Below are 25,360 nucleotides of genomic sequence, written 5' to 3'. Positions count from 1 at the left end.
AATAAAGAAAGGTTATCAAATATATGAGATTACGCAATATTACCGGCTCCCGTGAAGTGATCGCAGAAAGTCCTTACGTGGTACCGGAAGATACTTTGGAAAGCTGCCCCGGAACCTGGCATGAGATCTTTGGTAACGATCACCCCATTCATATCGAGATCGGTATGGGAAAGGGACGTTTCCTGCATACCCTCGCCAAATCAAATCCGCAGATCAACTATGTGGGCATTGAAAAATATTCCAGTGTCCTGCTCCGTGCGATCCAGAAAATGGAGGAAGATGAGCTTCCCAATCTGAAATTCATCCGCATGGATGCCGAAGATATCGACAAGGTATTCGGGAAGGGAGAGGTCGACCGGATCTATCTGAACTTCTCCGATCCCTGGCCGAAGGACCGCCATGCCAAGAGACGCCTGCCCTCCAGACAGTTTCTGGCACGCTATAATGTGATCTTGAAAAAAGAGGGCACACTGGAATTCAAGACAGACAACCGTCCTCTGTTCGATTTCGCAGTCGAGGAACTGGAACCTGCCGGATGGCAGGCAAAAGTGATCACTTATGATCTGCATAGTGACGCTTCACTGATGGAAGGTAATGTTATGACGGAATATGAGGAGAAATTCTCTTCCATCGGCAACCCTATCTGCAAATATATTATTTTCAGATAACAATTCATAACATACTCATTTTTTGAAATAATTCATAACACACTGATTTTTTTGAAATAAATAAATCATAGTACAATCATTTTTTTGAAATACTTGTAACTATTCAGAGTCATGCAAAACTACGATCTGCGAATGCTTGCATTCAAGCAGATAAGAAGTTTTATATGGTGAATGTGGTTCTGAATCGTTACAAAAACTTAAACCATATCGGCTGCTTACATTCAGCCGGGAAAGGAAGGATCATTATGGAATACACTTTTACTGCTGCAAATTTTGAAGAGGAGGTTCTGCAGTCGGAGCTTCCCGTCCTGGTAGACTTCTACGCCGACTGGTGCGGTCCCTGCAAGATGATGGGACCTGTGGTGGAGAAATGTGCCGAAGCTTATGCCGGCAAGATGAAGATCGGCAAACTCAACGTGGATGACAACATGGCGATCGCGCAGAAGTACCGTGTGGTAAGCATTCCGCATTTCATCGTGTTCAAAAATGGAGAGCCCGCTGTAACCTTCGGCGGTGCCATGTCCGAAGCCGACTTTTGCCGGAAGCTGGACCAGGTGCTGGCATAACTTGAAAGTTAAATGAATAGTTGCTTTAAAATCCACGCAGAAAGGACTGCCCGCCCCGGACTCGGATGCTAGCTACAACTGTGGATTTTCTAAAGGAAAGTGGCCAAGTGCTTCTCACCATGACGGGGCCGCCTTTACGTTGCCATCCGTGTGCACAAAAAGCCATGCAGGCATGGCTTGGCTAACGCGAACATCGTGTTCGCGTTGCCCCTGCGGCTCAACCACTTTCCAAGAAAATCTCACAGTCTCCGCCGCATCTATGTCCGGGGGAGCAGTCCTTTTCTGCTGGGTTATGAAAAACATCCAAATTATTTAGGCAGAGCATTTGAGAATACATGTGCGGAAATTAAAAACAAGAATCTAGTGTACTGACATATTGATATTTAGTTAAATATTTCTGGCTGTTATTGCCGTTTTATGGTACAATAAAAGAAACGGCGGTGATATCCTATGGCAAGACCAAAAAAGTACAAAATCAAACTTACGGATGATGAATTAAAAGAATTTAAATCTGTCATCCGAAAAAATAAAACATCCAAAACAATCCGATGCAGATGCCAGATTATTATTGACCTGGATGAGTCCCACGGAAAAGTATTGACTCATGAGCAGTCTGCAAAATCAAATGGTGTATGTCTGGCAACAGTAACCAATACTGTGAAAAAATATTTTGAGGGTGGTATTGATGCAGTAACTGAGTTTAAGCGTAATGTTAATTCTGATAATGCAAGGCGTGTGCTCGATGGACGTGCTGAAGCCCGTATCATTGAACTTGCCTGTGGTCCGGTGCCGGAAGGACATTCAAGGTGGACCATCCGGCTGCTGGAAGAGAAATCAAAAATTGTTCTTGATACTCCGGTCAGCCGTGAGGCAATCCGAAGAGCCTTAAAAAAAACAAACTTCGACCTCACAAAAACGACTACTGGTGCATCCCCAAAAAAGATGATGCCGAATTTATAGCATGTATGGAAGATGTCCTTGATGTATATGAACTCCCATACAATCCTGAAAGACCAGTTGTATGCATGGACGAAAAGCCTTACCAGTTACTGGGCGATGCAAGGAAACCACTGCCCATGCGTCCGGGTGACAATCAGAAAACAGATTCGGAATATGTCAGGAATGGTACCTGCAGCATATTTGCTTTTGTCGAACCGCTTGGAGGCACTCATCATGTCAGCGTGCGAGAACAACGTACTGCCTTTGACTGGGCAGAAGAGATAAAATATCTCGTTGATGTCATGTATCCTGATGCAGAAAAAGTAATTCTTGTTATGGATAACCTTAACACCCATAAAACGGCGTCCTTGTATAAAAGGTATCCAGCAGATGAGGCAAGACGAATTATCAAGCGTTTGGAAATTCACTATACACCCAAACATGGAAGCTGGCTTGACATTGCAGAAATAGAACTGAATGTAATGACCAGACAGTGTTTGTCACGAAGGATTGAAAACATTGCAAAACTTCGTGGAGAGCTAGCTGCGTGGGAAGTCGAGCGTAATACAGTCGCAGCAAAAGTTAATTGGCAGTTCCGAACTGCCGATGCAAGAGTGAAGTTGAGTTCATTGTATCCTAGGTTTACAACAGCTTCCGAATAGGAAGTTGTTGTAATGCTAAAAATCAATGTGCCAATACACTAGTATGTGCGAAAAATCAAGAAATGCATGCGAATAATTCAAAAACAAGAATTAGGTATGTGCAAAAAAGTAGGAAACACATGCAAACAGCTCCCCCTAACTGCGGGCTAATGTTTTTTGAAAAACTTCATGGGTCTATAGAAGATAAATTTCCCTGTAGGTACTTTTGGGGACGAGTAAAAAACAAAAACTAGACAATATGGGTCTATAGCGAAAAATTTGCTTTCTAGATACTCAATTTCTTCAAAATGAGTATCTCAGCGCCAGTTTTTTCCCTATAGACCCATATTCAGCTTTTTATGCGTTATTTGCAGCGAATTTTGTATCTCACAACTCAGTTTTTCTGTATAGACCCAAAACACAGAACGCCACGGTGAACGGAATGTCCTTCCGAAGATGTTTGTCGGGAGGTGGTGATATTTTCTTGAAAAGTGCTGAAAGACAGGGTGGAGCGAACAGGACGTTCGCGACAGGCGGATGTTGCCATGGATGGCAACTGGAGCCGTGCCCGTACGGATTAGAACCGCTACTCACTTTTCGTTAGAAAATTCCCACCGGGAGACCTCACATCGAGGAAGGACATTCCGTTCGCCGTGGGCGTTCGTGGCTTCTTCACTAACTCTCAATTCACAGCAGTTCCTTCAGCATCTGGTTGACGCTGGCGGGATCTGCCTTGCCTTTCATTGCCTTCATGGTCTGACCTACCAGGAAGCCGATGGCTTTTTCTTTGCCGTTGTGGTAATCCTCCACAGACTGCGGGTTCGCGGCAATGACTTCCTCCACGACTTTACGCAATGCGCCTTCGTCATTGACGGTCTTCAGTCCCTTCTCCTCCACATACTGTTCGGGATCTACATCTTCCTCAAACATCACCTGGAATACTTCTTTTGCTACAGAAGAGTTGATGACTTTGCCATCTACCAGCGCGATCAGCCTGCTCAGATGCTCCGGTGAGAAACGGATATCCTCCGGCTCCATCTCTTTTTCTTTTAACAGGCGCATAGTCTCCACCATCAGCCAGTTGGACACCTTCTTGGGCTGGCTTCCCAGTGCCACGGAAGCTTCGAAGATATCTGCCAGATGCTTGGATCCGGTGATGATATCGATATCATATTCCGGAATATCGTATTCTTCCTTGTAACGTTTCATCTTCTCGGTGCGGAATTCCGGCTGTTTGCTGCGGATGCTTTCCAGCCACTCATCACTGATATAGACCGGTACCAGGTCAGGATCCGGGAAGTAACGATAATCCTGCGCATCCTCCTTGGAACGCATCGCATAGGAATATTCCTTATTATCATCCCAGCGTCTGGTCTCCTGAATGACCTCTTTGCCGGCCTCCAGCAGATCGATCTGCCGCTCCCGCTCCCCCTGAATGGCTCTGGCGATGGCCTTGAAGGAATTCAGGTTCTTCATCTCGGTACGGGTTCCGAACTTTTCCGCTCCCACTTCTCTCACGGACAGATTGACATCGGCACGCATGGAGCCTTCCTGAAGCTTACAGTCGGACGCTCCCAGATACTGGATCAGCAGACGTAATTTTTCCAAATAGGCAATGACTTCCTCTGCGCTGCGCATATCCGGCTCCGATACGATCTCAATCAGAGGCACGCCGGAACGGTTGTAGTCCACCAGTGTGCAATCTTCCCAGTCGTCATGCACCAGTTTACCGGCATCCTCCTCCATGTGGATCTCGTGGATACGCACCGGCTTTGTATAGGTGTTGCCGTCCTCTCCTGCCACCTCGATCTCCACCGAGCCATTCCTACAGATGGGTAGATACAGCTGGGAAATCTGATAGTTTTGAGGGTTATCGGGATAGAAATAATTTTTTCTGTCAAATTTACAATACTGTGTGATGGTACAATTCGTCGCAAGGCCTACTGCCACCGCATATTCTACCACCTGTTTATTCAGCACGGGAAGAGATCCCGGCATACCGGTACATACCGGACAGGTATGGGTATTGGGTCTGCCACCGAACGCTGTGGAACAGCCGCAGAATATTTTCGTCTTCGTGGCAAGCTCTACATGAACTTCCAGACCGATGACGGTTTCATATTGTTTTGCCATAGTAAATACCTTTCCGTATCTGCATTGCTTCTATGATACCTGACTATCCCAAACCGCACAGGCAGGATCGCATACCGGAATCCCCATGTGCCTTCAGAAAAGTTCACAAAGGCTGTTTTTTCCAACGCGGTTCCCGGCAGATATCCAGTGTTATCCTCACTTGCAGGTACAAGTTGTGTATATATTTCCGTTGTTCTACTTCACGCTCTGTTCATAGGTATAGGCTGCACGGATCAGTGTCTTCTCTTTGAAGCAGTCACCGATGAGCTGCATGCCGATAGGCAGGCCTTTGGAATCCGTACCGCAGGGAACGCTGATACCGGACAATCCCGCCAGGTTGATGGAGATGGTGTAGATGTCTCCTAAATACATCTTGATGGGATCCGCCAGACTGCTGCCTAACTTCGGTGCGGTGGTGGGTGCCACCGGTCCTAAGATCACATCGTATTTTGCAAAAGCTTCATCAAAAGCTTTTTTGATCAGCGCTTTCACACGGAGTGCCTTCAGGTAATACGCATCGTAATAACCGGAGCTCAAGACAAAGGACCCCAGCATGATACGACGCTTCACCTCGGGGCCAAAGCCCTGCGAACGGCTTCTCTTGTACATGGTGTGCAGATCCTCCGCATCCTGGGCACGGTAGCCGTATTTTACGCCATCAAAGCGCTCCAGATTGGAGCTGGCCTCAGCAGCTGCGATGGTATAGTAGGTGGGGATCGCATAGTCTACCAGACTTAAGTCAAACTCCTCCACCTCTGCGCCCTGCGCTTTCAATACTTCTGCGGCTGTCAGTACCGCATCCCTGACCTCATGATCCAGTCCTTCGCCGAAATAATCTCTGGGAATACCGATCTTTAATCCTTTCACATCCGCTACCAGTGCGGAGGTAAAATCTGTATCCTCCCGCTTCATGGAAGTGGAATCCTTAGGATCATGGGAAGTGATCGTCTCCAGCACCGTGGCACAGTCTGTCACATCCTTGGTCAGCGGTCCGATCTGATCCAGAGAGGAACCATAAGCGATCAGTCCGTAACGGGATACCGTTCCATAGGTGGGTTTCATACCGACCACCCCGCAATAGGATGCGGGCTGTCTGATGGAACCGCCGGTATCGGAGCCCAGTGCCGCAAAACATTCCTGCGCTGCTACTGCCGCCGCGGAACCGCCGGAAGAACCGCCGGGAACATGCTCCGGGTTTCTCGGATTTCTCGTCACACCGTAATAGGAAGTCTCTGTGGTACTTCCCATTGCGAACTCATCCATGTTAGTCTTACCCAGGATGACTGCACCGGCTTTTTCCAGATTCAGCACTGCTTCCGCACTGAAGGTCGGAATAAAATTCTCTAAAATTTTAGAAGAGCAGGTGGTCAGGGTTCCCTCGGTACACATATTATCTTTGATAGCGAAAGGAACGCCGGCCAGGGGGCCTGTCAGTTCTCCCGCTTCGATTTTCTTTTGTACTTCCGCTGCCTGCTGTAATGCTTTGTCCCGTTCTACGGTCACATAGCAGTGATAAACATCTTCAGCTGCTGCGATCCTATCCAGAACGGCCTGCGTCGCTTCCACCGCCGTAGTCCGGCCTTCCCGGATCGCCTTTGCCAGCTCTACTGCTGTCAGGGATAAAATATCCATATCCATTCTCCTTTTCAATATCTGACGGAAAACCATTACCGCCTGAATGTTGTAACCAGATTATAAAGCGGTATTCTGCCCGATTTCTAGTCGAAAGTCGTGGCCTGTTGATCCTAATCAAATGTCTTTGGTACAACAAACATGTTGTCCTTCTCGCCGGGTGCATTGGTCAGGGTCTGTTCACTCTCGTCCCCATTGGTCACCACATCCTCACGGAAGACATTCTGAACCGGGAATACATGGGACATAGGTTCCACTCCTGTGGTGTCCAGTTCACTCAATTTGTCGATATAGTCCAGCATTCTGCCCATATCCTTTTTCGCTGCTTCCTTCTCCTCTTCAGAGAGCTCCAGCTTCGCCAGAATGCCTACATACTCTATGGTCTCGTCACTGATCACGTTCGCCATATTAATCTCCATTCCTTTCCTTTCCATTCCTGCCTGCTTACAGGTACTTTCCCACGAAACTCATAGTACCCTGTACAGCCACAAATTTACATGTACCATCAGAGCGTCTTCACCAAAGAGCCTCTGCCCTGAGTGCCCGGAAGTTCTTTCCGCACTAATCTCTCACTTTAATGTGTACCTCACGCAGCTGCTGTTCTGTCACTTCGCCGGGAGCCCCGCACATCAGATCCTGCGCATTGCCGTTCATGGGGAAAGCGATCACCTCACGGATGTTATCCTCGTTCCGAAGCAGCATGATCATACGATCCACACCGGGAGCCATTCCCGCATGAGGGGGTGCTCCGAACTGGAACGCCTGATACAGTGCTCCAAACTTGGTCTTTAATGTCTCTTCGTCATAACCTGCGATGGCGAAAGCTTTTTTCATGATCTCGATGTCATGGTTACGTACTGCGCCGGAGGACAGTTCCACGCCGTTGCATACGATGTCGTACTGATAAGCCAGGATCTCCAGCGGATCCATGGTATTCAATGCTTCCAGGCCGCCCTGGGGCATAGAGAACGGATTGTGGGTGAATCCGATCTGCTTCGTCTCGGGATCCAGCTCAAACATCGGGAAATCGTTCACATAGCAGAAACGGTAAGCATCTTTCTCGATCAGATCCAGCTTCTCGCCCAGCTCGGCACGGATATGACCTGCATAGTAGTTCGCCTTATCCTCTTTGTCCGCAATGAAGAAGATGGTATCTCCGGCAGAAAGTCCTGCCAGTGTTGCCAGCTCTCCCTTCATCTCTTCCGGAATGAACTTATCGATGGGTCCCTTGTAGCTCATATCCTCTGCCACTTCGAGATAACCAAGTCCACCCATACCAAGAGAAGTCGCAAAGCTTAACAGCTTCTCATGGAAGCCTTTGGACATCTCCGCATGTACTTTGATGGCACGGACAGTTCTGCCGATAAAAGGTTTAAACGTACATCTCTGGAAAAACTCCGTCACATCCATAATTCTCAAAGGATTGCGCAGATCCGGCTTGTCACAGCCGAACTCCAGCATCGCCTGTTTGTAACTGATGATAGGGAACGGTGTCTCGGTGATCCTGCTGCCTTCGGGAGCAAACTTTACAAAGGTATCATATAATACTTCCTCGCCGACCTTAAAGACATCCTCCTGGGTCACGAAGCTCATCTCGAAGTCCAGCTGATAGAACTCTCCGGGAGATCTGTCTGCTCTGGCATCCTCATCACGGAAGCAGGGAGCGATCTGGAAATATTTATCAAAACCGGAAGCCATGAGCAGCTGCTTATACTGCTGGGGTGCCTGGGGCAGCGCATAGAATTTTCCTTTAAATTTTCTGCTGGGAACAATATAGTCTCTGGCGCCCTCGGGCGAAGAAGCACACAGGATTGGGGTCTGGATCTCCAAAAATCCCATGTCCGTCATCTTCTGACGCAGATAGCTGATGACCTTGGAACGAAAGACGATGTTGTCCTTTACTTTTGCATTTCTAAGGTCAAGATAACGATATTTTAATCTCACATCTTCCCGGATCTCTTTAGACGTCTGGATCTCGAAAGGAAGCTGTTTATATACTCTTCCCAGCACATCGATCTTGTGTGCTTCCAGTTCGATGGTGCCGGAAGGAATCTTCGGGTTGTAGGTTTCTTCGTCTCTGTGCTCCATGAGACCGGTTATGGACAGGCACATTTCCTTGGTGATGCCCTTTAAAAGCTCCGGCTTACGGATGACCACCTGTAATACACCGTACATATCCCGCAGATCGATAAAGGATACGCCGCCGTGGTCACGGATGTTCTCCACCCAGCCTGCCACCTGCAAAGTCTGTCCGATCTGCTGTTCACTGATCTCTTTCATTGTTGAATCTCTGTACATATCGCACCTCCTGTTATATAGTGTCCCGAATGTGCGCTCCCTGTACAGCTTATTTTTGAATACAAAAAGCCCCGGGACATGTTAAAACATATCCCGGGACGAATCATCTAATCCGTGGTACCACCCGAATTGACAGGCGCCTTTGCCTATCCACTCTTGTCACTTAACGCGTGCAACGTGTCATCCTAGCTGCATGTGATATTCTGCAGTTCAGATCACCTGCTCCGGAGTGTTCCCTTCGCCAGCTTCCGCAAACAGCGCTCTCAGTCGGTGACGCTGTATTCCTGTCGTTTCCCTTGGCAAGAGTCTCTTTCATAGCATTTACAAAACAGTTTTTCAACTTAGGTTTATAATATGCGCACGAAAGAAATCTGTCAAGAACTTTTTTCATCCATTCAGCGAATGGCGCGGGCTGAACGAAAGGTTAATTACATGCATTCTTGAACTGATTCCAGATCTCCGCATGCAGATCCTCTGCCTCCTGGGAAATATTCTGCACGATCTCGCCCTCCGCAGCATCTTCCGGCAATACGATCATTTTCTTCATATCCTCGGAAATATACTCTTCCGCGGCCTTATTTGTGCAGTAATAGCCAATATATTCAAAGCATTTTGCCGCATTTTCCGGTTGGTTGATATAATCTAAAAATGCATATGCCGCATCTGCATTGGGTGCCTTCGCAGGAACAAACCCTGCCATGATACCGAATCCGAGACCTTCCTTCGGATATACTACCTCCAGGTCCGGTCTGGCCTGCAGTGCCGTGGACACCTGGGAAGTGTACAGAAATGCCGCTGCGACTTCCCCGCTGATCAGATAATCCTGCGTATTATTATCATTGATCACACGGATGTTGGGAGCCAAAGTCAGCAGCTTATCTCCTGCTGCCCGGATCACATCCAGATCCTCTGTGTTAAAGGATTCTCCCATGGTCTTTAGGGTAATTCCGTCAATGACACGGTAATTTGCAGTCAGTGCCACATTGTTTTCTAATTCCGGATTCCACAGATCTTCATATCCCGTAATCTTCACATCCGTCAGTCCCGGATCGTACACGATCAGCGGAATGCCCGCACCGTAAGGTACCGTATATTCATTCTGCGGATCATAGAACTGGGACATAAATACAGGGTTCAGATTATCGTAAGTGCTGATCCTGGAAGTATCCAGCTTCTGCGCCAAACCTTCCTGAATCGCCAGCTCGATGATATAGTCATCCGCGATGACCAGATCGTAATCGCCGCCCTTGGTCTCCTCCAGCTTTGCCAGCATGTCTTCATCATAATCAAAGTTGGAATAATGGATCCGGATACCGGTCTCTTTTTCAAAACCATCCAGAACCTCCTGAGGGAACATGCCATCCCAGGTATAGAGATTCAGTTCTCCCTTATCTTCTTTCCCACCTGCGCCACAGCCGGTAAACAGCATGACCAGCATGGTCGCTGCCAACAGCATTGCCAGTTTTTTCTTCATAATCTCCTCCTCGATGCAGATTTCTGCATCCTATTCTATTTTTCCATGATGATCGTGGGCAGTCCCCCGATCATTTTTCTCCGGGTATTTCTCCTGCGGGTGCCTGACATTTACGTCCCAGTAAATACGCACCTATCAGGCATAACAATATCACAAACAGCATCACTGTTGCAAGTGCGTTGATCTCCGGTGTCACACCGGTCTTCAATTTCGTATAGATCTTCACCGGCAGAGTATTGACCTTCGGTCCGGTGACAAATATGCTGATCACCACATCATCAAAAGACATGGCAAATGCCAGCAGTACTCCCGACAGGATCGCCGGCAGGATCTGCGGAAGTATCACGTCCCGGAATACCTGCCATTTCGACGCTCCCAGGTCCAAGGCCGCTTCTTCCAGGGAATGGTCCATTCCCACCAGCCTCGCCCTTACCATCGTAAAAATATACGGCACGCAAAATGTAGTATGGGCAATCACCAGCGTGACCATACCGAAGGGCAGACCCATCAGGGAAAATACGGACAAAAATACCATACCCAGAATGATCTCCGGGATCATGATCGGCAGGGTAGACACATAAGCCACAGCCTCATTCAGTTTTCTCTTCCTGCGACTCATCCCCAGTGCCCCCGAAGTACCGATCAGCACAGCGAAGGTACAACTGAGCACCGCCAGGATCAGGCTGCCCGCCAGCGCTTCTCCCAAATCTCTGTCCCGGAATAATTCCCGGTACCACTTCAGGGAAAATCCCTCCCAGATAGAGGTCAGTTTGGAGGCATTAAAAGAATACACCACTGTTAACAGGATCGGAATATAGGTCAGGATCGTGATCACAGCCACATAAATAAAGGGCCATTTTTTCTTCTTCATACTTACAGCATCCCTTCTAACTGCGAGGTTCCGGTAATCTTACGATACAGGCGGATCATCACGGAAGTCAGTACCATCAGTACAGCTGACAGTGCCGCCGCAAAAGGCTGGTTACGCCCCTTGGTGATCTGCTCCTGGATCACACTTCCCACCAGAACGATCTTATTGCCTCCCAGGATATCCGCGATGAAGAACAGACCCATGGATGGGATAAAAGAAAGTACCACTCCGGACAAAAGTCCCGGCAGGGTCAGCCGGAAGCTGACTGTCCAAAACGCTTTCCATGAGGATGCTCCCAGATCCCTGGAGGCTTCCACGAGAGAATGATCCAGTTTCTCCGCACTGGAATACACTGCCAGGATCATAAAAGGCAGCAGAGCATATACCATGCCCACTACGACTGCCGGATAAGTGTAGAGCAGCTTTAGCGGCTGATCCGTCAGATGCAGTCCCATCAAAATCTTATCCAGTACACCGTTACTGCGGAACACGATGATCCAGCCATACAGGCGGATCAGCCCACTGGTCCAGAACGGGATCATGATAAGCAGCAGCATTCTGCGCTTCCATACCGCATTCATCTGTGCCATAAAATACCCATAAGGGTAGCCGATCAGCGCCACGAGCAGTGTGGACGTGAATGCCAGCTTCAGAGATTGCAGAAAAGTATTCAGATACAACGGTTCCAATATGCGTTTGTAATTATCCAGTGTAAATGTAAAATCCACACCCCAGACCTGCGCACGCTGTAAAAAGCTCAGCAGGAACATATACAGGATCGGCAGCGCCACGAACAGCACAGTGAACACATACATGGGTATGAGCAGTCCTATATTCCCGGCATCCCGCCTGCCGCTACTTTTTTTCGTCTTCATCATTGTCTATTACCTTCACAGCATTTTTCGCATCCCACCCGATCTTTACCGTCTGTCCCGGCTGCAGATCATGATCGATCCCATAGCGGCTGGCTGTCAGAAGCTGTCCGTCAGGCAAGCGGAACAGGATCCGCAGTTGTCCGCCGGCAAAGCTTTTTTCCACCACGGATGCCTCATGGACACAGCCCTCTTCCCCATTCATCAGAATGTTCTCCGTACGGATCGCCAGCGTCTCGGCTCCCAGATGCAGAATATTCGCATTGCCCACAAAATCCGCCACATAGCTGGTCCTGGGCTGATAGTATACCTCATTCGGAGTCCCCAGCTGTTCCAGTACCCCTTCGTGCATGACACCGATGCGGTCCGACATATTAATGGCTTCTTCCTGATCATGGGTAATATAAATAAACGTGATACCCAGCTGTTTCTGCAGCCGCTTCAGTTCCAGCTGCATCTGCCTGCGCAGTTTCAGATCCAGTGCACCCAGCGGCTCATCTAACAGCAATACTTTCGGTTCGTTGATCACAGCTCTTGCGATGGCAATCCGCTGCCTCTGGCCACCGGACAGCTGATCCGGCATACGTTTTCCGTATTCTTCCAGCTGTACCAGCCGCAGGGCCTGCTTCACCCGCTCTGCGATCTCTGCTTTCGGCACTTTACGGATCTTCAGTCCGTATCCTACATTATCCGCCACATTCATATGCGGAAACAATGCGTAATTTTGGAAAACCGTATTCACGTCCCGCTTATTGGGTTCCCAGTCCGTAATGTCTCTTCCCTCCAGGATCACACTTCCGGAATCCGGCAGCTCCAGTCCCGCAATGATCCGGAGTGTGGTGGTCTTGCCGCATCCGGAGGCTCCTAACAGCGTAATAAACTCGCCCTGTGCCACCTCCAGGTCCACTCCCTTTAATACTTCCGTATGATCAAAAGATTTCCGGATCTGCTGCAGTTTCAATATACTTTCGCCCATGCTCCGGCTCCTTCCTTATTCCATCTATCTTAATCTATCTAATCTGTGCAGACTGTTCCGCCTGTCCTTATCCGATCCATCCCCAGCATAATCCCAGAAATTCCGCAAGATAATACATGCCCCTCAGCCATACCAGCATCGCACAGCTGTAATACATCCAGGCATTTTCCTTCTGCCTGTCCACCGCTTTTCCCGCCAGAGACAATATCACGCAGAGCAACAGTGCCATTGTTCCAAAGCTTGCTCTGTCCGGATAATGGGGCGACAATATCATTGCTCCCCACGACAACAGTGCTCCCAGCAAAAGCAGTACGTTATCTCTTCCTATTTTTTCTTTTAAAATCCCCTTGCATATCACAAGGACAACCGCCGTAAGCAGCAACGTGGGAAACAGATATTCCAATGCTCCTCTCGCCTCGCTGTAGCAGCGCAGATAGAGGTTCCACAGTATTCCACGGGTGCTCTCTGCCGTCTCCCCGCTGCGGACAAAATTCCCCGGTGCCACGATCATCAGAATGCTTCCCGCGAGACAGCTGATGTTTCCCAGATACATCCATACCGGAATCTTTTTTTGTTCTCTGCGGCGGAGCAGCATTACCACCAGACTTAAGATCCAGACCACCGGCCCCATATTTTCATTGCTCCAGCCCGCGATCAGTCCCAGCGGAAGGATCCAGACTGTGATCCCCCACAGATTCTTTTCCTCATATTTCAGATAGCAGAGCAGAAACGCCAGGATAAATCCTGTCATGTACAGATAATTCGCTGCACCCGCTTCCCAAAACATGCTCATTTTCCAGTTGGCATTCAGTCCAAACAGCATTCCCAGTGCCGCAAAATAATAGGGCATACGAACTCTGCCGGCAGCCTGGCAGATCAGCCACGCCAGTATAAACGTCATTGCCGTGTTCAGAATATCCGCCCAGCTCTCACCGGTTAACAGGATCATCTGCAACAGCGCGTGAGCCATGCTTCTGCCGCCCCAGTTAAAATAATGCCAGATCTGCGCATGGACAATATCCCCGAGATTGCGGATCGGCGTATCCGCATACAACAACGTGGAATACCATTCATCGTCCATCATAAAATCAATCTCATAATTGACCCGCCATACAATGATCCCTGTCAGCAGGATCAGTGCAAGACTGCTCCATTGTATGATCTTTTTCTGTTTTTCCCGCATGTTTTCCCTGCTCCTTTTATGGCAAAAAGCGGCTGCTTCTCTCTAAGCAGCCGCACATAATAGTTTAACAGTTCTTTTCTCGTCCGTCAAACCATTTATCACCATATCTGTTTTTATTTGTCCGGAGCAAAATCCAGTTCAACAACCCGGTCATTCACCTGTGTAAAGTTGCCTCCGTCCATATTTTTACGTACAAAAGGAACACCCCTGCGCACATAGTATACATTGTCCTGAAGCAGGGCATCCGGATTCTCTGACGGACTGATCGTACCACCGAGATCATCATAGCTGATATTATCGCGGAAGGTATTATGGATCGCCTCCTGCAGACAGAACATCACACATCCGCCCTCATTCTGCCTGCTGTAATTAGATTCATACACCGTTCCGTCCCCGGAATCCGCATCATATGCCATGCCGTCCTGATTGAGTCTGGTGTCTGTGACTTCATTATAGCGAAACAGGGCGTCCTTGCATTTCCAGGGCCAGATCCCGGCTGCCACTTTTCCCATCCGGTCGCCCGGCTCGCAATAGATCCTGTCATTGATCTCGCAGGCCACAGAATCTGCCATATTATGCTCCACCAGAGGACGCAGGGCATACATCGGCGTGATCCCATCCCCACCGGCCTCTTTTACATAATTATTCCGTATCTGCATATTTTCATGCCCATAGTTCAGAAAAACGGCTTCCTTAAGCTCTGCTCCCCGGAACTTATCATGAGCATAGGTATAGCCCGCTGCAATTCCCCAGCGGCTGACCCGGTGTACGAAGCATCCTTCAATAACGATATCCCGATACCGTGCCACACCCGTCCGCTCCTCGCATTCCGGGCGGAGCGCTGTCATATAGATCCCACCGTTGTTCATGTGCTTATCGTAGACATTCCCATGGACATCATGGATCCACAGATTCCTAAGTGTGATGCCGCTCCGCACTCCTTTGTCCTTAGCCACCACAGCCACACCGGTACGGTTCATTTTCTCACCCAGGCTATAACGCTCTCCCAAAATCCTGCTGCCTTCATTCGTGATCTCCAGATCCTCGACCACAATGTGCTCTGCATCATACAAAAGCACTGCGGAAGATACATAGCCGTGATACACATGCGTAGGGGAATCCAGCGGGGTCCCATAATCCTGGTACCAGATCCCCTGTCCGCAGGCATCGATCCGCGGCGGCGCATCTGCTGTGCCGTACGCTCCGATCACAATCGGTGCCTCTTGCGTACCGCTGTCTGTCACATGCAGATATTGTCCGTAAAATACACTGCCCCGCTCTAACAGGATGCGGTCACCCGGCTGCAGGTGTCTTCTATTGATGGCAGACAGACTGGCAAACGCCGTACTGCACGTCCGTCCGTCATTTTCATCACTGCCTGTTCTCTGACTCACATAGTATGTCGCGGATAAGCTTGTCATATGCATCCTCCCGTAACCGTTTCTCAATGATCTGTGACACCTCCTCATAGGTAAAATAATCCCCATGATAGCGTCCGAACAGATCTCTGTTCTGTTCGTAAAAGTCCCGCTTCTCCTGCTCTGTGAAATCCGGGCAGAAGCCGCCTTCCCGGACCTTCTCACACGGCTGTACAAAATCCAGCTTCAGGCGGGTCAGCTCATATTGCAGATACGCCGGTGCGGAAAAATAATGCGGTCCATAGAACCTCTGTCCTTCCTGTTCCATTCTACACAGCTCTTCGTTATGCTTCTTACGTCTGGCCTCCAGGCCCTCCATGGAGGGATCCTCGATCAGGCCCATTCTATGCGCTAAAAGGAAGGCTCCCTGAGCCTTCCTGATATGCACCTGTGTCATAGTTTCCTGTTTTGGCATTTTCTGTTGCATTATTTCACTGCTCCCGTAATTCCATTTGCAAAGCTCTTCTGTAAACACAGGAAGATGATCGCCGTAGGAAGTGTACAGACCAATACTCCCAGCATCAGCATACCATAATCCACACTGTATCCACTCTTCAGATTGGCTACCAGCATCGGCATGGTGATCGCCTTACTGTCCTGTAAAATGATCGTCGGCCACAGATAATTATTCCACGCATTCATAAATGTAACCGTCATTGCTGCTCCATAGGTAGATTTCATCACCGGAATGAACATCCGGAAGAAAATCTGTATTTCGCTCAGACCTTCCAGTCTGGCAGCCTCGATAATATCATGAGGGAAAGAACGTGCCGCCTGTCTGAAAAGCATGATCATAAACGGTGTCGAGATGGATGGCAGTGCCAGTGCGATCCAGGTGTTTACCAGCTTCCAGGAGGTAAACATCTTGAACAGGGGGATCATGATCGCTACGAACGGAAGCATCATTGCCAACAGCAGAATACTCATCAGAATATCCTTGCCCTTATCATGATAGATCTCAAATCCATAGCCGGCAATGGAACAGATCAGCAGTGTCACAACCGTGATCACGATCGCATTGCGGAAGGAGTTAAACATCGCAAGTCCCAGATTCTGCATGTCGACCAGGGTCTTGAAATTCTCGATCAGATAGGTACCCGGGATCAGCCGTCCTCTTACCACATCAATACTCTGGTTGGTCGCACCGCACAGCATATAATACAGCGGAAATGCCGACAGAAAGCTTGCTATCACTAAGATCGCGTAGGAAATTATTTGTTTGAATTTAGTCACGTTTGTCACCCACCTTCATCTGAATTGCAGACAGAACCGCTACCATCACAAGTATGCATACAGACAACGCTGCCGCATAATTAAATTTCGGTGTCTCCACAAAGGAGATATTGTAGATGTAATGCGCCAATGTCATTGTAGATTTTCCGGGACCGCCTGCTGTCAGGTTCATAGACTCATCGAACAGCTGCAGTGTTCCCGAAGTAGACATGATCGCCGTCATCAGAATGGTCGGCTTTAACAACGGTATCGTGATCTTCATAAACTGCTGGAACGGTGTCGCTCCGTCGATGTAGCTTGCCTCATACACAGAATAGTCGATATTCTGTAATCCTGCCAGATAGAATACCATATTATATCCGGTCCATCTCCAGATCAGTGCGATCACAATGACCCAGCGCGCCGGCCATGTGCTCTGGAACCAGTCCACTGAAGACAGTCCGATGGCCATCAGCACTCTGTTGACCACTCCATCCGGAGCAAACAATGACTTAAATATCATGGAATAAGATACCAGTGACGTTGCACACGGAAGGAAGATCAAAGTACGGAAAATACCTTTCCCTTTTATCTTAGGATTATTCAGCAGCTGTGCCAGCATCAGTGCGAGCACAAGCATGATCGGTACCTGAATCACAAAATAAAAGAAGGTATTGAACAAGCATTGCTGGAATGTTTTATCCTTGAAGATCCTGGCATAATTCGCTACACCATTAAAGACTCCTCCTGTCTTCCGGAAGGAAAGAAGGATGGCCTGTGACATCGGATAGAAACAAAATACAAATATTAAAATCGATGCCGGGAGCAGGAATGCCCATCCGGTCAGATTATGCTTTTTTTCCAAACTTAATTTTGCTTTCTTCTTTTCCATGTTTCTCTCCTACAACAGTACCGGGAACGCACTGCTGCACCCCCGGTACTATCCAGTTTCCATACTCTGGTGATTATTCAGCGATATTAAACTCTACGGTATCCTGAGCGTTTTTGATCTCTGTATCGATATCGGCATTCTTCTGGACAACGTTGGTGATCGCATCTGTCAGTGCGCTTCTGATGTCAGAGTAGTATGCACCGTAGTCAATTCCGGGAACATGTCCGGCGAACTCTACGATATCCTTGTACACTGCCTGACCGCCGTAGAACTCATTGCCCTCATTATAGGTCTCAGACTGTGCTGCGGGCAGGTAACTTGCGATCGCTCCTGCATTTACCAGCAGATCATCGTATAAGTCTACATCCGCACCAAAGGTAGCGTTCAGGAAATCAAATGCCAGATCGGTATTTTTGCAGTTAGAAGATACTGCCCAGCTTGCACCACCGCAGTTAGCGTAGTTGGTTGCGCCTTCTACATCATCTAACTTAGGCATGTTTACGATTGCCCATTTGCCTGCCTGATCCTCTGCCGCCTGAATGGAGGACATGATCCAGCAGCCCTGGATAACGCCTGCAGCAGTACCCTTGTTCATGGAAGCAATGTACTGATCCCAGTCGGTATAATCAGCCATGATTCCTTCATCGATCAGCTGCTTGTAGGTCTCGATCGCTTTCTTCAGCGCTTTGTTGTCTACCAGGGATACTTTGCCATCTACCATAGGAGAAGCGCCTGCAGACTGTAACATTTCGATCACGATCTCAGAACCGCCGGAGCAGGTCAGCATGGGAACATCGTTCGCAGCCATTACCTTCTTAGACAGCTCCATGAACTCAGACCATGTGGTATCCTTGAAATCTTCTACCTTAAGGCCTGCTGCTTCTACCATATCGGAACGGATCGCCATGATGGTAGCACCATTATCAAAAGGAATACCATAATGTGTGCCATCTACAGTGGAGTCAGCCAGCTTACCCATAGAGAACTGGGAGAAATCAATTCCGCAGTCATCCAGTGCTGTGAAGATTCCGGGATAATTGGTTGCATTTTTGTGGAAGGAATAATCCTGCATCAGGAAGATATCAGGTAAAGTGCTGTAATCACCGGCTTCAGCCGCTGTGATCAGAGCTGTCTCGATATCGCTATATACCTTCTCCTGGATGTCTAACTTGAAGTTAGGATGATCCACCTGGTATGCCTTCTCTGCCTGCTTCATTGCATAGACATTGAAGTTAGGGTCCCAACACCATACAGTCAGTGTCTCGTCTTCTGCAGAAGCAGGTGTTTCTGCTACTACCTCTGTTTCCTTGGATGCCTCGCTGGATGCTGCGCTCTGCGCATCATTTCCGGCAGGCTTGCTGCCACATCCGGTCAGCATGGACATAGCCATTGCCGCTACTAAGAGCACGCTTAATACTTTCTTTTTCATCTTAAATAACCTCCTTATACTTGTAAAGTACTACCTTATAAAATATGAAACGCTTTTTGCCTTCCATAAGTTACCTGTCTTCCATATCGTCCACCCAACGCATTTCGCCGGGCTTCAGATCCAGCACATATGCACATTTTCCTTTGATATACAGCTCTGTGTGCTGTGCCTGTGCTGAGTTGTTGATCACTGCGATCTTGCCGGTCTTCTGGAATACCGTTACTTCGGTATCCACATTCGTTACATAGTAACGTTTCATCTCCTGTTCCATGCCGGCTGCATAATAGATTGCCCGAAGCAGAAGTCTGCAGTTCTGGGGAGAATACGGAAGACCTGCAAAATATACGCTGTGTCCTCTGCCATATTCATTGACCACCAGCTGGCTGTATTCCCCATCCATCGCGAGGATCTGATAATGTCCGCCCTGTGCATAGACGCGGCTGGTGCCCTCACCGAAATCTAAGGCTCCGTCAATATCCTCTAAGATAAAGTGATCGTCATTTTTCTCATTGTATTTGTCCGTGCTGAGAGAGAAGCACATCTCGCGGTCTACACCGAGCACATCGGACAATTGGAAATATCTTCCCTGATACTGATAAGCGGTAGGCTCACCCACACCGATGAAGCCGCCTCCCTGATCCACAAAGCGTCTGATATTGGTCAGGACCTTTTCGTCGATCCAGTTCTCCGCGCCGCTGAATGCGGTGTACGCATCCCCGACATTAATGATGACCTTGATCTCCTCAGGAATACCGTTTCTGACATCATCAAAGGAAATGAACTCGACCTCAAAAGGCATTCCGCTTAAGCATTCCAGTACTCCCTCTGCGGAATAGGTTTCCCTGTGCCAGATCGCATGATGTACCTGATTGGACATCCACCTTCTCTGACTGCCCCAGCAGTTCAGGATCGCCACCTTGAAAGGTGCCACATAGGAAGCTGTCCCCTGCATATTTTCATGGATCTCCCGAAACTGTGTTACTACATTTTGTATTTCATCAATGAAACCGGGCCAATTACTTGCCAGCTTCAGATAACCGCCATATCCGATCCTGTCCAGAGGAGACCTGAGTAATGCACGCCTTGCTTTACGCCAGTTATCCCTTGCCTCTCCGATCGGATCACCGCCCTCGCAGAACACATCCGGGAAAAAGTAAGGCAACAGCCTTCCTTCGGTATAATCCACTCCCTTGATATCAGAGATCATGCGGAGTGTCACACCGCTTCCGACAGAGCCTACCACTGCATCCAGTCCGATGCCTGCGAAATATTTACCGTAGGGCTCTGTTCCGATCCAATGATCTCCGAGGAACATCATCGCTTCCTTGCCATAAGAATGTACAATGTCTACCAGCTCCTTCGCCAGCGCACATACCTCGATCTGCTGGAACTCTATGAAATCCAGGAACTGTCTGCTGGGAACGCGGAACATGCAGTTGTGATATCCCTGATCCACAATGTACTCCGGGCGGAATTTGTAGCCTGCCCATTTCTCAAACTGTTCCAGGATATAGGGGCTCACACTTGCGCTGTATCCGAACCACTCTACATATTTTTCACGCTTCTTGTCATCGAAGGTCAGTGTGAACTGATGGAAAAATGTAGTGAAGCGGACCACGTCGATATGAGGATTGTCCTCACACCATTTTTTCAGCTTGTCTTTCACATACTGTTTGGTCTTGGGCTGTCTCACATCGTAAGTCAGCTGATGCGGTGTATCCTTCCAGTCATTCGTAATGAAATTGTACATGTGCACCGGATCCCAGATCAGAAATGCCAGGAAGCTTACCGTATACTCATGATAGGGGATCGTACGGATCTCCACTTCACCGGATGCCTCATCAAATTCCCATGCATCCGTCGGCACTACCTCACCGGTCGTTCTGTCGATCACTTCCCACCAACGCTTAGGATCGTCCAGCGTGTTGACCTTAAGCTGCTCCGTATGGAAGCCTTCCATCAGACGGATGCGGAGTGTTTCCCCTCTGGCGGTGATGCGGTTGCTGATCAGGTATTCCTGTTGGATCTCCTCCGGATGCTTCATCGCCCACGCATTATCCTTTCTCGTGGTATAATAAGTCGCATATTTCTTCACCGGCTCTGACAAAAGTGCTTCCGGCATCTCGGTTCCGTCACAGTCTCTTAACGCGTCTGCGCCCAGAAGATTTTTTAACCGTATTGTTTCGTCAATGATGTCTGCATCGGTCGGCAGCGTCAGTCTTCCTGTCATCGCATGATTTCCTCCCCATCGCTTTTGTACTATCTTGCAGCTGATGACTAAAGTATATCGGCTTCCGGACCTGATATCAATTTCTTTGTTGCTAGTTTTGTTATGTTTGTTGCTATTTTGTTACTAAAATGGTGGATTTTTTGAAATGATTATGTATAATATGCTTATCCCGATGATACATATTTTTATTTTTTCGTCTTTTTTGCAAATGTTTTTGTAAAATATTGTGTTTTTTATATATTCATTATAAAAAATATTGCAAATTTGAAAAAGTGCACAATAAAACAAGATAAAGAAGGTGTCTGGTTATGAGTAATGAATTTATCAATATTGATTCTGCAAACGCAAACAGTTCTCCGGAACAGTTCCAGCTGCGTTACATCTCCATCTCCAAATACGAAGGAGACTGGCAGTCTCTTCCGCATACCCATCACTTTTCAGAACTGTTCTATGTCCTGCGGGGTGAGGGAGCCTTCTATATAGAGAATGAAAAGGTGCCTGTGAAGACGGACGATCTGGTCATCATCAACCCTTATGTAGAGCACACGGAAAAAACCCTTCCCAACGATCCCATGGAATATATCGTATTCGGTGTGGAAGGGCTCGCATTTTCGTTTTCCGGTGCGGGGCAGGACAACCCGAAGGGCTACAGCTTCTATAGCTACGGATCTGATAAAAAACAGTTCATCAACTTTGCCCAGCTGATGATGCAGGAATTCCGCGACAAGCTTCCCGGTTTTGAACAGGTATGTCACGGACTGCTTCAGGTGCTCCTGGTATATATTTCCCGGAAGCAGAACCTGTCCGTCATCTCCGACTCCTCCTTCCAATTATCCAAGGAATGTGCTCTGGCGAAGCGGTATATCGACTCCAATTATTCCCAGAACATTACTTTGGATTCCCTGGCGGAGATCACGCATATCAACAAATTCTATCTGGCACACTCCTTTACCGAATGTGTCGGACAGTCTCCGATCAATTACCTGACAGACCGGAGGCTGGAAGCCTGCAAGGAGCTTCTGGTATCCTCCAATCTGTCGGTAGCTCAGGTAGCCACCAGTGTCGGGTTTTCTTCGCAGTCTTATTTCTCACAGATCTTCCGCAAAAAGACCGGCATGACACCGCGCCAGTACCGGAGCCGGTATGCCCGGAAATAATTTTTTCTCCTACAGCCGGATCTTCTTCAGACGATTCACTGCCTCTACGGTATTCTCGTAGCTTCCGAAAGCCGTCAGGCGGAAGTAATGCTCACCGCTTGGTCCGAATCCGGAACCGGGGGTACCTACCACGTTGACATTCTCTAACAGATAATCGAAGAACTCCCAGCTGGTCATGCCGTTCGGCGCCTTCAGCCAGATATAGGGAGCGTTCACACCGCCGGATACGGTAAATCCCGCTTCTTTTAAGCCGTTCAGGATATAATGTGCGTTGTTCATGTAATAAGCAACCTGCTCCTTCAGCTGTGCCTTACCTGCCGCAGAGTAAACGGCCTCACCGGCACGCTGTACGATGTAGGGTGCTCCGTTGTATTTGGTGCCGTGTCTTCTCGCCCACAGTGCATGGAGGCTGACATCCCCACTCTTTAAATCCTTGGGGATCACGGTGAAACCCAGACGCACTCCGGTAAAGCCGGCATTCTTGGAGAAGGAACGGAACTCGATGGCGCAGGTTCTGGCTCCTTCACATTCATAGATACTGTGAGGCACATCCGGCTCGGAAATATATGCTTCATAAGCCGCATCATACAGAATGACAGCACCTACTTTATTGGCATAGTCCACCCATTCCTGCAGCTGCGCTTTGGTAATGGTGGCACCGGTAGGGTTGTTGGGGAAGCATAAATAGATCAGATCCGGGGTCTCCTTCGGCAGCTCCGGTGCGAATCCATTCTCTGCCAGACAGGGCATATATATCACATCACTCCAGGTCTCGGACTTCGGATCGTAAGTGCCGGTTCTGCCTGCCATGACATTGGAATCCACGTATACCGGGTATACCGGATCACATACCGCGATCTTATTGTCCAGGCTGAAGATCTCCTGAATATTGCCGCAGTCACATTTTGCTCCGTCGGATACAAAAATCTCGTCCGGCGCAATATCGCAGCCTCTTGCCTTATAATCATTTTCGGCGATCGCGTTGCGCAGGAACTCATAGCCAAGGTCGGGAGCGTAACCATGAAAAGTCTCCGCTTTTCCCATCTCATCCACCGCACCGTGCAGTGCATCAATGATGGCAGGTGCCAGAGGCTGCGTCACATCTCCGATTCCCAGACGGATGATCTTCTTATCCGGGTGTGCTGCGGAATACGCATTTACCTTTTTACCGATGGTGGAAAATAAATAGCTTCCGGGAAGTTTTAAATAGTTGTCGTTTACTTTAAACATAGTACGTTCTCCTCTCTATTGTCCTTTTCTATATCAGTCGATGGAGTCCGGGTCGACTTCACCTTCAAATACGATCTTCGCAGGTCCTGTCATGTAGACCAGGTTCGCCTTCCGATCCCATCTGATGTGCAATTCACCGCCTAATAATTTAACCGTGATTTCTTCGTCCGTCAAACCATTCAGCACACAAGCCACCGCCGTAGCGCAGCATCCGGTACCGCAGGCAAGCGTCTCTCCGGTGCCTCTCTCCCAGACGCGCATGAATACATTTTTCCGGTCCAGGATCTCTACGAATTCCGTGTTCGTCCGGTTCGGAAAACAGGAATGGTGCTCGAACTTCGGTCCGATCTTCTCAATGTCGAGATCCTTTACTCCGTTCATAAATACAATGGCATGGGGATTGCCCATGGAGACACAGGTCATACGGTATTCCTCGCCGTCCACCGTGATCGCCGCATCCACTACAGCAGGTCCCACCGGGGTCTGCTGTGTCGCTTCCGCTATCACCGGTACCTCCATAGGTGCCAGGACCGGCTGTCCCATGTTCACCTGTACCAGTGTTACATGCCCTCTGTCCGTGGCGGTCCTGCCCTCCACCGTGAGCTTTAAATATTTTATTTTACCGGCGCTGACGATGGTGATGTCTTCCCGGTCCGTCAGTCCCTTATCGTAGACGTATTTTGCCACGCAGCGGATACCGTTGCCACACATCTCTGAGCGGCTGCCGTCCGCATTGTACATCTCCATCTCGAAATCCGCTTCTTCTGCCGGATTGATGAAGATCACGCCATCTCCGCCGATGCCGAAATGCCTGTCACTTAACTTTCTTACGATCTCAGGCTTCTCCTGCGGTGAAAGCTTCTCCGTAAAGCCGTTGACATATACATAATCGTTGCCACAGCCCTGCATTTTTGTAAATTTCATGTATTGCTGTTCCTCCTGTTGTTACTCTGTCATCATCGACAGTACCATCTGTGCCGTCTCCACCAGATTCGTCCCACTGTCCATACTGGTCTTCTGAAGATACCGGTGGGCTTCTTCTTCCGTCATATGATTTCTTGCCATCAAAAGCTCCTTGGCATCTTTGATCGCTTTTTCATCCGCTGCATTGCGGTTCTTCGGCTGCATGCGCCGTTTTCTTCTGCGACGCTCCACGCCTTCCACCATCAGGTTCACGGTATTGATCAGATCCTGCACCTTCAACGGCATGGAGAGACATACAATGCCGTTGCCATAGCATTCGCTGATCAGATTCTGAGATGCCATCAACAGCATCTCGAAGCCCTCCGGCAGATCCTCATGAAGTTCTGTATATATCATATCCGCCAGCTTATAACTGCAGATCACGATTCCGTCATTCAGTCCGTCCGCCTGGCTGATCGCCTGGGTACCCGTAGTACAGATACCCGTGACCTGGAAGCCGCTGCGGACCAGGATACTTTTGACTCCCTTGGCTTCTTCCAGCTTCGGCAGCACGACAATAATGTTCGTCATTCGCCCACCTCCTTTCTTCTGTGTTTTTACTCATTCATTACAAAA

The 25,360-nt window shown here is 48.7% G+C and carries 23 protein-coding genes; 5 read left to right on the top strand and 18 right to left on the bottom strand.

Annotated elements, in window-relative coordinates:
* Positions 1–23 precede the first annotated feature (23 nt).
* From trmB to H9Q77_RS03585, 4 genes are all read left to right on the top strand, one after another.
* The gene (gene trmB, locus H9Q77_RS03600) at positions 24–668 is read left to right on the top strand and encodes a tRNA (guanosine(46)-N7)-methyltransferase TrmB (RefSeq protein WP_249326560.1); all 645 of its coding nucleotides are present in this window, start codon (positions 24–26) and stop codon (positions 666–668) included.
* A gap of 245 nt (positions 669–913) precedes the next feature.
* Positions 914–1,234, top strand: coding sequence for a thioredoxin (gene trxA / locus H9Q77_RS03595; protein ID WP_148446484.1), 321 nt, complete (start codon positions 914–916; stop codon positions 1,232–1,234).
* A 450-nt stretch (positions 1,235–1,684) separates the two neighbouring features.
* Positions 1,685–2,194, top strand: coding sequence for a helix-turn-helix domain-containing protein (locus H9Q77_RS03590; protein WP_006855777.1), 510 nt, complete (start codon positions 1,685–1,687; stop codon positions 2,192–2,194).
* Positions 2,164–2,835, top strand: a complete 672-nt coding sequence (locus tag H9Q77_RS03585) for an IS630 family transposase (protein WP_134523031.1) — start codon at positions 2,164–2,166, stop codon at positions 2,833–2,835. The genes H9Q77_RS03590 and H9Q77_RS03585 overlap by 31 nt, the downstream gene beginning before the upstream one ends.
* A gap of 666 nt (positions 2,836–3,501) precedes the next feature.
* Here the strand turns inward: H9Q77_RS03585 and gatB are convergent.
* From gatB to gnpA, 15 genes are all read right to left on the bottom strand, one after another.
* Positions 3,502–4,947: an Asp-tRNA(Asn)/Glu-tRNA(Gln) amidotransferase subunit GatB gene (gene gatB / locus H9Q77_RS03580; protein ID WP_249326559.1), complete on the bottom strand. Its 1,446-nt coding sequence runs from the start codon at positions 4,945–4,947 to the stop codon at positions 3,502–3,504.
* A gap of 195 nt (positions 4,948–5,142) precedes the next feature.
* Positions 5,143–6,579, bottom strand: coding sequence for an Asp-tRNA(Asn)/Glu-tRNA(Gln) amidotransferase subunit GatA (gene gatA / locus H9Q77_RS03575; protein ID WP_249326558.1), 1,437 nt, complete (start codon positions 6,577–6,579; stop codon positions 5,143–5,145).
* Between the two features lie 113 nt (positions 6,580–6,692).
* Positions 6,693–6,986 (bottom strand): Asp-tRNA(Asn)/Glu-tRNA(Gln) amidotransferase subunit GatC, encoded by a 294-nt coding sequence (gene gatC, locus H9Q77_RS03570; RefSeq protein WP_249327127.1) that lies wholly within the window; start codon positions 6,984–6,986, stop codon positions 6,693–6,695.
* A gap of 154 nt (positions 6,987–7,140) precedes the next feature.
* A complete protein-coding gene (gene aspS, locus H9Q77_RS03565; protein WP_249326557.1) occupies positions 7,141–8,877 on the bottom strand; it encodes an aspartate--tRNA ligase in 1,737 nt (578 codons plus the stop codon).
* A gap of 424 nt (positions 8,878–9,301) precedes the next feature.
* Positions 9,302–10,351, bottom strand: coding sequence for a polyamine ABC transporter substrate-binding protein (locus H9Q77_RS03560; protein ID WP_249326556.1), 1,050 nt, complete (start codon positions 10,349–10,351; stop codon positions 9,302–9,304).
* 70 nt (positions 10,352–10,421) lie between these two features.
* On the bottom strand, positions 10,422–11,222 hold the full coding sequence (locus H9Q77_RS03555; RefSeq protein WP_249326555.1) for an ABC transporter permease: 801 nt from the start codon (positions 11,220–11,222) through the stop codon (positions 10,422–10,424).
* A gap of 2 nt (positions 11,223–11,224) precedes the next feature.
* Complete coding sequence (locus H9Q77_RS03550; RefSeq protein WP_205839515.1) at positions 11,225–12,097, bottom strand: ABC transporter permease; 873 nt, start codon at positions 12,095–12,097, stop codon at positions 11,225–11,227.
* Positions 12,078–13,070: an ABC transporter ATP-binding protein gene (locus H9Q77_RS03545; RefSeq protein WP_118551132.1), complete on the bottom strand. Its 993-nt coding sequence runs from the start codon at positions 13,068–13,070 to the stop codon at positions 12,078–12,080. The genes H9Q77_RS03550 and H9Q77_RS03545 overlap by 20 nt, the downstream gene beginning before the upstream one ends.
* A gap of 67 nt (positions 13,071–13,137) precedes the next feature.
* On the bottom strand, positions 13,138–14,253 hold the full coding sequence (locus tag H9Q77_RS03540; protein ID WP_249326554.1) for a DUF6056 family protein: 1,116 nt from the start codon (positions 14,251–14,253) through the stop codon (positions 13,138–13,140).
* A gap of 113 nt (positions 14,254–14,366) precedes the next feature.
* A complete protein-coding gene (locus tag H9Q77_RS03535; protein WP_249326553.1) occupies positions 14,367–15,674 on the bottom strand; it encodes a right-handed parallel beta-helix repeat-containing protein in 1,308 nt (435 codons plus the stop codon).
* The gene (locus tag H9Q77_RS03530; protein WP_249326552.1) at positions 15,625–16,098 is read right to left on the bottom strand and encodes a hypothetical protein; all 474 of its coding nucleotides are present in this window, start codon (positions 16,096–16,098) and stop codon (positions 15,625–15,627) included. The genes H9Q77_RS03535 and H9Q77_RS03530 overlap by 50 nt, the downstream gene beginning before the upstream one ends.
* The gene (locus H9Q77_RS03525) at positions 16,098–16,826 is read right to left on the bottom strand and encodes a carbohydrate ABC transporter permease (protein ID WP_118551129.1); all 729 of its coding nucleotides are present in this window, start codon (positions 16,824–16,826) and stop codon (positions 16,098–16,100) included. The genes H9Q77_RS03530 and H9Q77_RS03525 overlap by 1 nt, the downstream gene beginning before the upstream one ends.
* A 70-nt stretch (positions 16,827–16,896) precedes the next feature.
* Positions 16,897–17,775: a carbohydrate ABC transporter permease gene (locus tag H9Q77_RS03520; protein ID WP_178050046.1), complete on the bottom strand. Its 879-nt coding sequence runs from the start codon at positions 17,773–17,775 to the stop codon at positions 16,897–16,899.
* Positions 17,776–17,848: 73 nt separating this feature from the next.
* Entirely contained in the window at positions 17,849–19,204 is a 1,356-nt protein-coding gene (locus tag H9Q77_RS03515) for an ABC transporter substrate-binding protein (RefSeq protein WP_249326551.1), read from the bottom strand.
* 70 nt (positions 19,205–19,274) lie between these two features.
* Entirely contained in the window at positions 19,275–21,434 is a 2,160-nt protein-coding gene (gene gnpA, locus H9Q77_RS03510; protein ID WP_249326550.1) for a 1,3-beta-galactosyl-N-acetylhexosamine phosphorylase, read from the bottom strand.
* Between the two features lie 308 nt (positions 21,435–21,742).
* Here gnpA and H9Q77_RS03505 point away from each other — a divergent pair, with 308 nt between their 5' ends.
* Complete coding sequence (locus tag H9Q77_RS03505; protein WP_249326549.1) at positions 21,743–22,591, top strand: AraC family transcriptional regulator; 849 nt, start codon at positions 21,743–21,745, stop codon at positions 22,589–22,591.
* A 9-nt stretch (positions 22,592–22,600) separates the two neighbouring features.
* Here the strand turns inward: H9Q77_RS03505 and H9Q77_RS03500 are convergent, their stop codons facing one another.
* The 3 genes from H9Q77_RS03500 to H9Q77_RS03490 are packed head-to-tail and all read right to left on the bottom strand — an operon-like array spanning position 22,601 to position 25,315.
* Positions 22,601–23,821 carry an LL-diaminopimelate aminotransferase gene (locus H9Q77_RS03500; protein ID WP_249326548.1) on the bottom strand — a complete coding sequence of 407 codons (1,221 nt, stop codon included), beginning with the start codon at positions 23,819–23,821 and terminating at the stop codon, positions 22,601–22,603.
* A 33-nt stretch (positions 23,822–23,854) separates the two neighbouring features.
* Positions 23,855–24,745, bottom strand: a complete 891-nt coding sequence (dapF, locus tag H9Q77_RS03495; RefSeq protein ID WP_249326547.1) for a diaminopimelate epimerase — start codon at positions 24,743–24,745, stop codon at positions 23,855–23,857.
* Positions 24,746–24,766: 21 nt separating this feature from the next.
* On the bottom strand, positions 24,767–25,315 hold the full coding sequence (locus H9Q77_RS03490; protein WP_249326546.1) for an ANTAR domain-containing response regulator: 549 nt from the start codon (positions 25,313–25,315) through the stop codon (positions 24,767–24,769).
* Positions 25,316–25,360: the final 45 nt, after the last annotated feature.

This window comes from Simiaoa sunii, from assembly GCF_014337175.1.
Lineage (GTDB): Bacteria > Bacillota > Clostridia > Lachnospirales > Lachnospiraceae > Acetatifactor > Acetatifactor intestinalis.
Note: the sequence above shows the minus strand (reverse complement) of the source record. Positions and strands in the feature narration are given on the sequence as shown.

What these genes read in the sequence shown, in the direction of transcription:
- trmB (WP_249326560.1), top strand. Translation starts at nt 24, where the DNA reads ATGAGATTACGCAATATTACCGGCTCCCGTGAAGTGATCGCAGAAAGT.
- trxA (WP_148446484.1), top strand. Translation starts at nt 914, where the DNA reads ATGGAATACACTTTTACTGCTGCAAATTTTGAAGAGGAGGTTCTGCAG.
- H9Q77_RS03590 (WP_006855777.1), top strand. Translation starts at nt 1,685, where the DNA reads ATGGCAAGACCAAAAAAGTACAAAATCAAACTTACGGATGATGAATTA.
- gatB (WP_249326559.1), bottom strand. Translation starts at nt 4,947, where the DNA reads ATGGCAAAACAATATGAAACCGTCATCGGTCTGGAAGTTCATGTAGAG.
- gatA (WP_249326558.1), bottom strand. Translation starts at nt 6,579, where the DNA reads ATGGATATTTTATCCCTGACAGCAGTAGAGCTGGCAAAGGCGATCCGG.
- gatC (WP_249327127.1), bottom strand. Translation starts at nt 6,986, where the DNA reads ATGGCGAACGTGATCAGTGACGAGACCATAGAGTATGTAGGCATTCTG.
- aspS (WP_249326557.1), bottom strand. Translation starts at nt 8,877, where the DNA reads ATGTACAGAGATTCAACAATGAAAGAGATCAGTGAACAGCAGATCGGA.
- H9Q77_RS03560 (WP_249326556.1), bottom strand. Translation starts at nt 10,351, where the DNA reads ATGAAGAAAAAACTGGCAATGCTGTTGGCAGCGACCATGCTGGTCATG.
- H9Q77_RS03555 (WP_249326555.1), bottom strand. Translation starts at nt 11,222, where the DNA reads ATGAAGAAGAAAAAATGGCCCTTTATTTATGTGGCTGTGATCACGATC.
- H9Q77_RS03550 (WP_205839515.1), bottom strand. Translation starts at nt 12,097, where the DNA reads ATGAAGACGAAAAAAAGTAGCGGCAGGCGGGATGCCGGGAATATAGGA.
- H9Q77_RS03545 (WP_118551132.1), bottom strand. Translation starts at nt 13,070, where the DNA reads ATGGGCGAAAGTATATTGAAACTGCAGCAGATCCGGAAATCTTTTGAT.
- H9Q77_RS03540 (WP_249326554.1), bottom strand. Translation starts at nt 14,253, where the DNA reads ATGCGGGAAAAACAGAAAAAGATCATACAATGGAGCAGTCTTGCACTG.
- H9Q77_RS03535 (WP_249326553.1), bottom strand. Translation starts at nt 15,674, where the DNA reads ATGACAAGCTTATCCGCGACATACTATGTGAGTCAGAGAACAGGCAGT.
- H9Q77_RS03530 (WP_249326552.1), bottom strand. Translation starts at nt 16,098, where the DNA reads ATGCAACAGAAAATGCCAAAACAGGAAACTATGACACAGGTGCATATC.
- H9Q77_RS03525 (WP_118551129.1), bottom strand. Translation starts at nt 16,826, where the DNA reads ATGCTGTGCGGTGCGACCAACCAGAGTATTGATGTGGTAAGAGGACGG.
- H9Q77_RS03520 (WP_178050046.1), bottom strand. Translation starts at nt 17,775, where the DNA reads ATGGAAAAGAAGAAAGCAAAATTAAGTTTGGAAAAAAAGCATAATCTG.
- H9Q77_RS03515 (WP_249326551.1), bottom strand. Translation starts at nt 19,204, where the DNA reads ATGAAAAAGAAAGTATTAAGCGTGCTCTTAGTAGCGGCAATGGCTATG.
- gnpA (WP_249326550.1), bottom strand. Translation starts at nt 21,434, where the DNA reads ATGACAGGAAGACTGACGCTGCCGACCGATGCAGACATCATTGACGAA.
- H9Q77_RS03505 (WP_249326549.1), top strand. Translation starts at nt 21,743, where the DNA reads ATGAGTAATGAATTTATCAATATTGATTCTGCAAACGCAAACAGTTCT.
- H9Q77_RS03500 (WP_249326548.1), bottom strand. Translation starts at nt 23,821, where the DNA reads ATGTTTAAAGTAAACGACAACTATTTAAAACTTCCCGGAAGCTATTTA.
- dapF (WP_249326547.1), bottom strand. Translation starts at nt 24,745, where the DNA reads ATGAAATTTACAAAAATGCAGGGCTGTGGCAACGATTATGTATATGTC.
- H9Q77_RS03490 (WP_249326546.1), bottom strand. Translation starts at nt 25,315, where the DNA reads ATGACGAACATTATTGTCGTGCTGCCGAAGCTGGAAGAAGCCAAGGGA.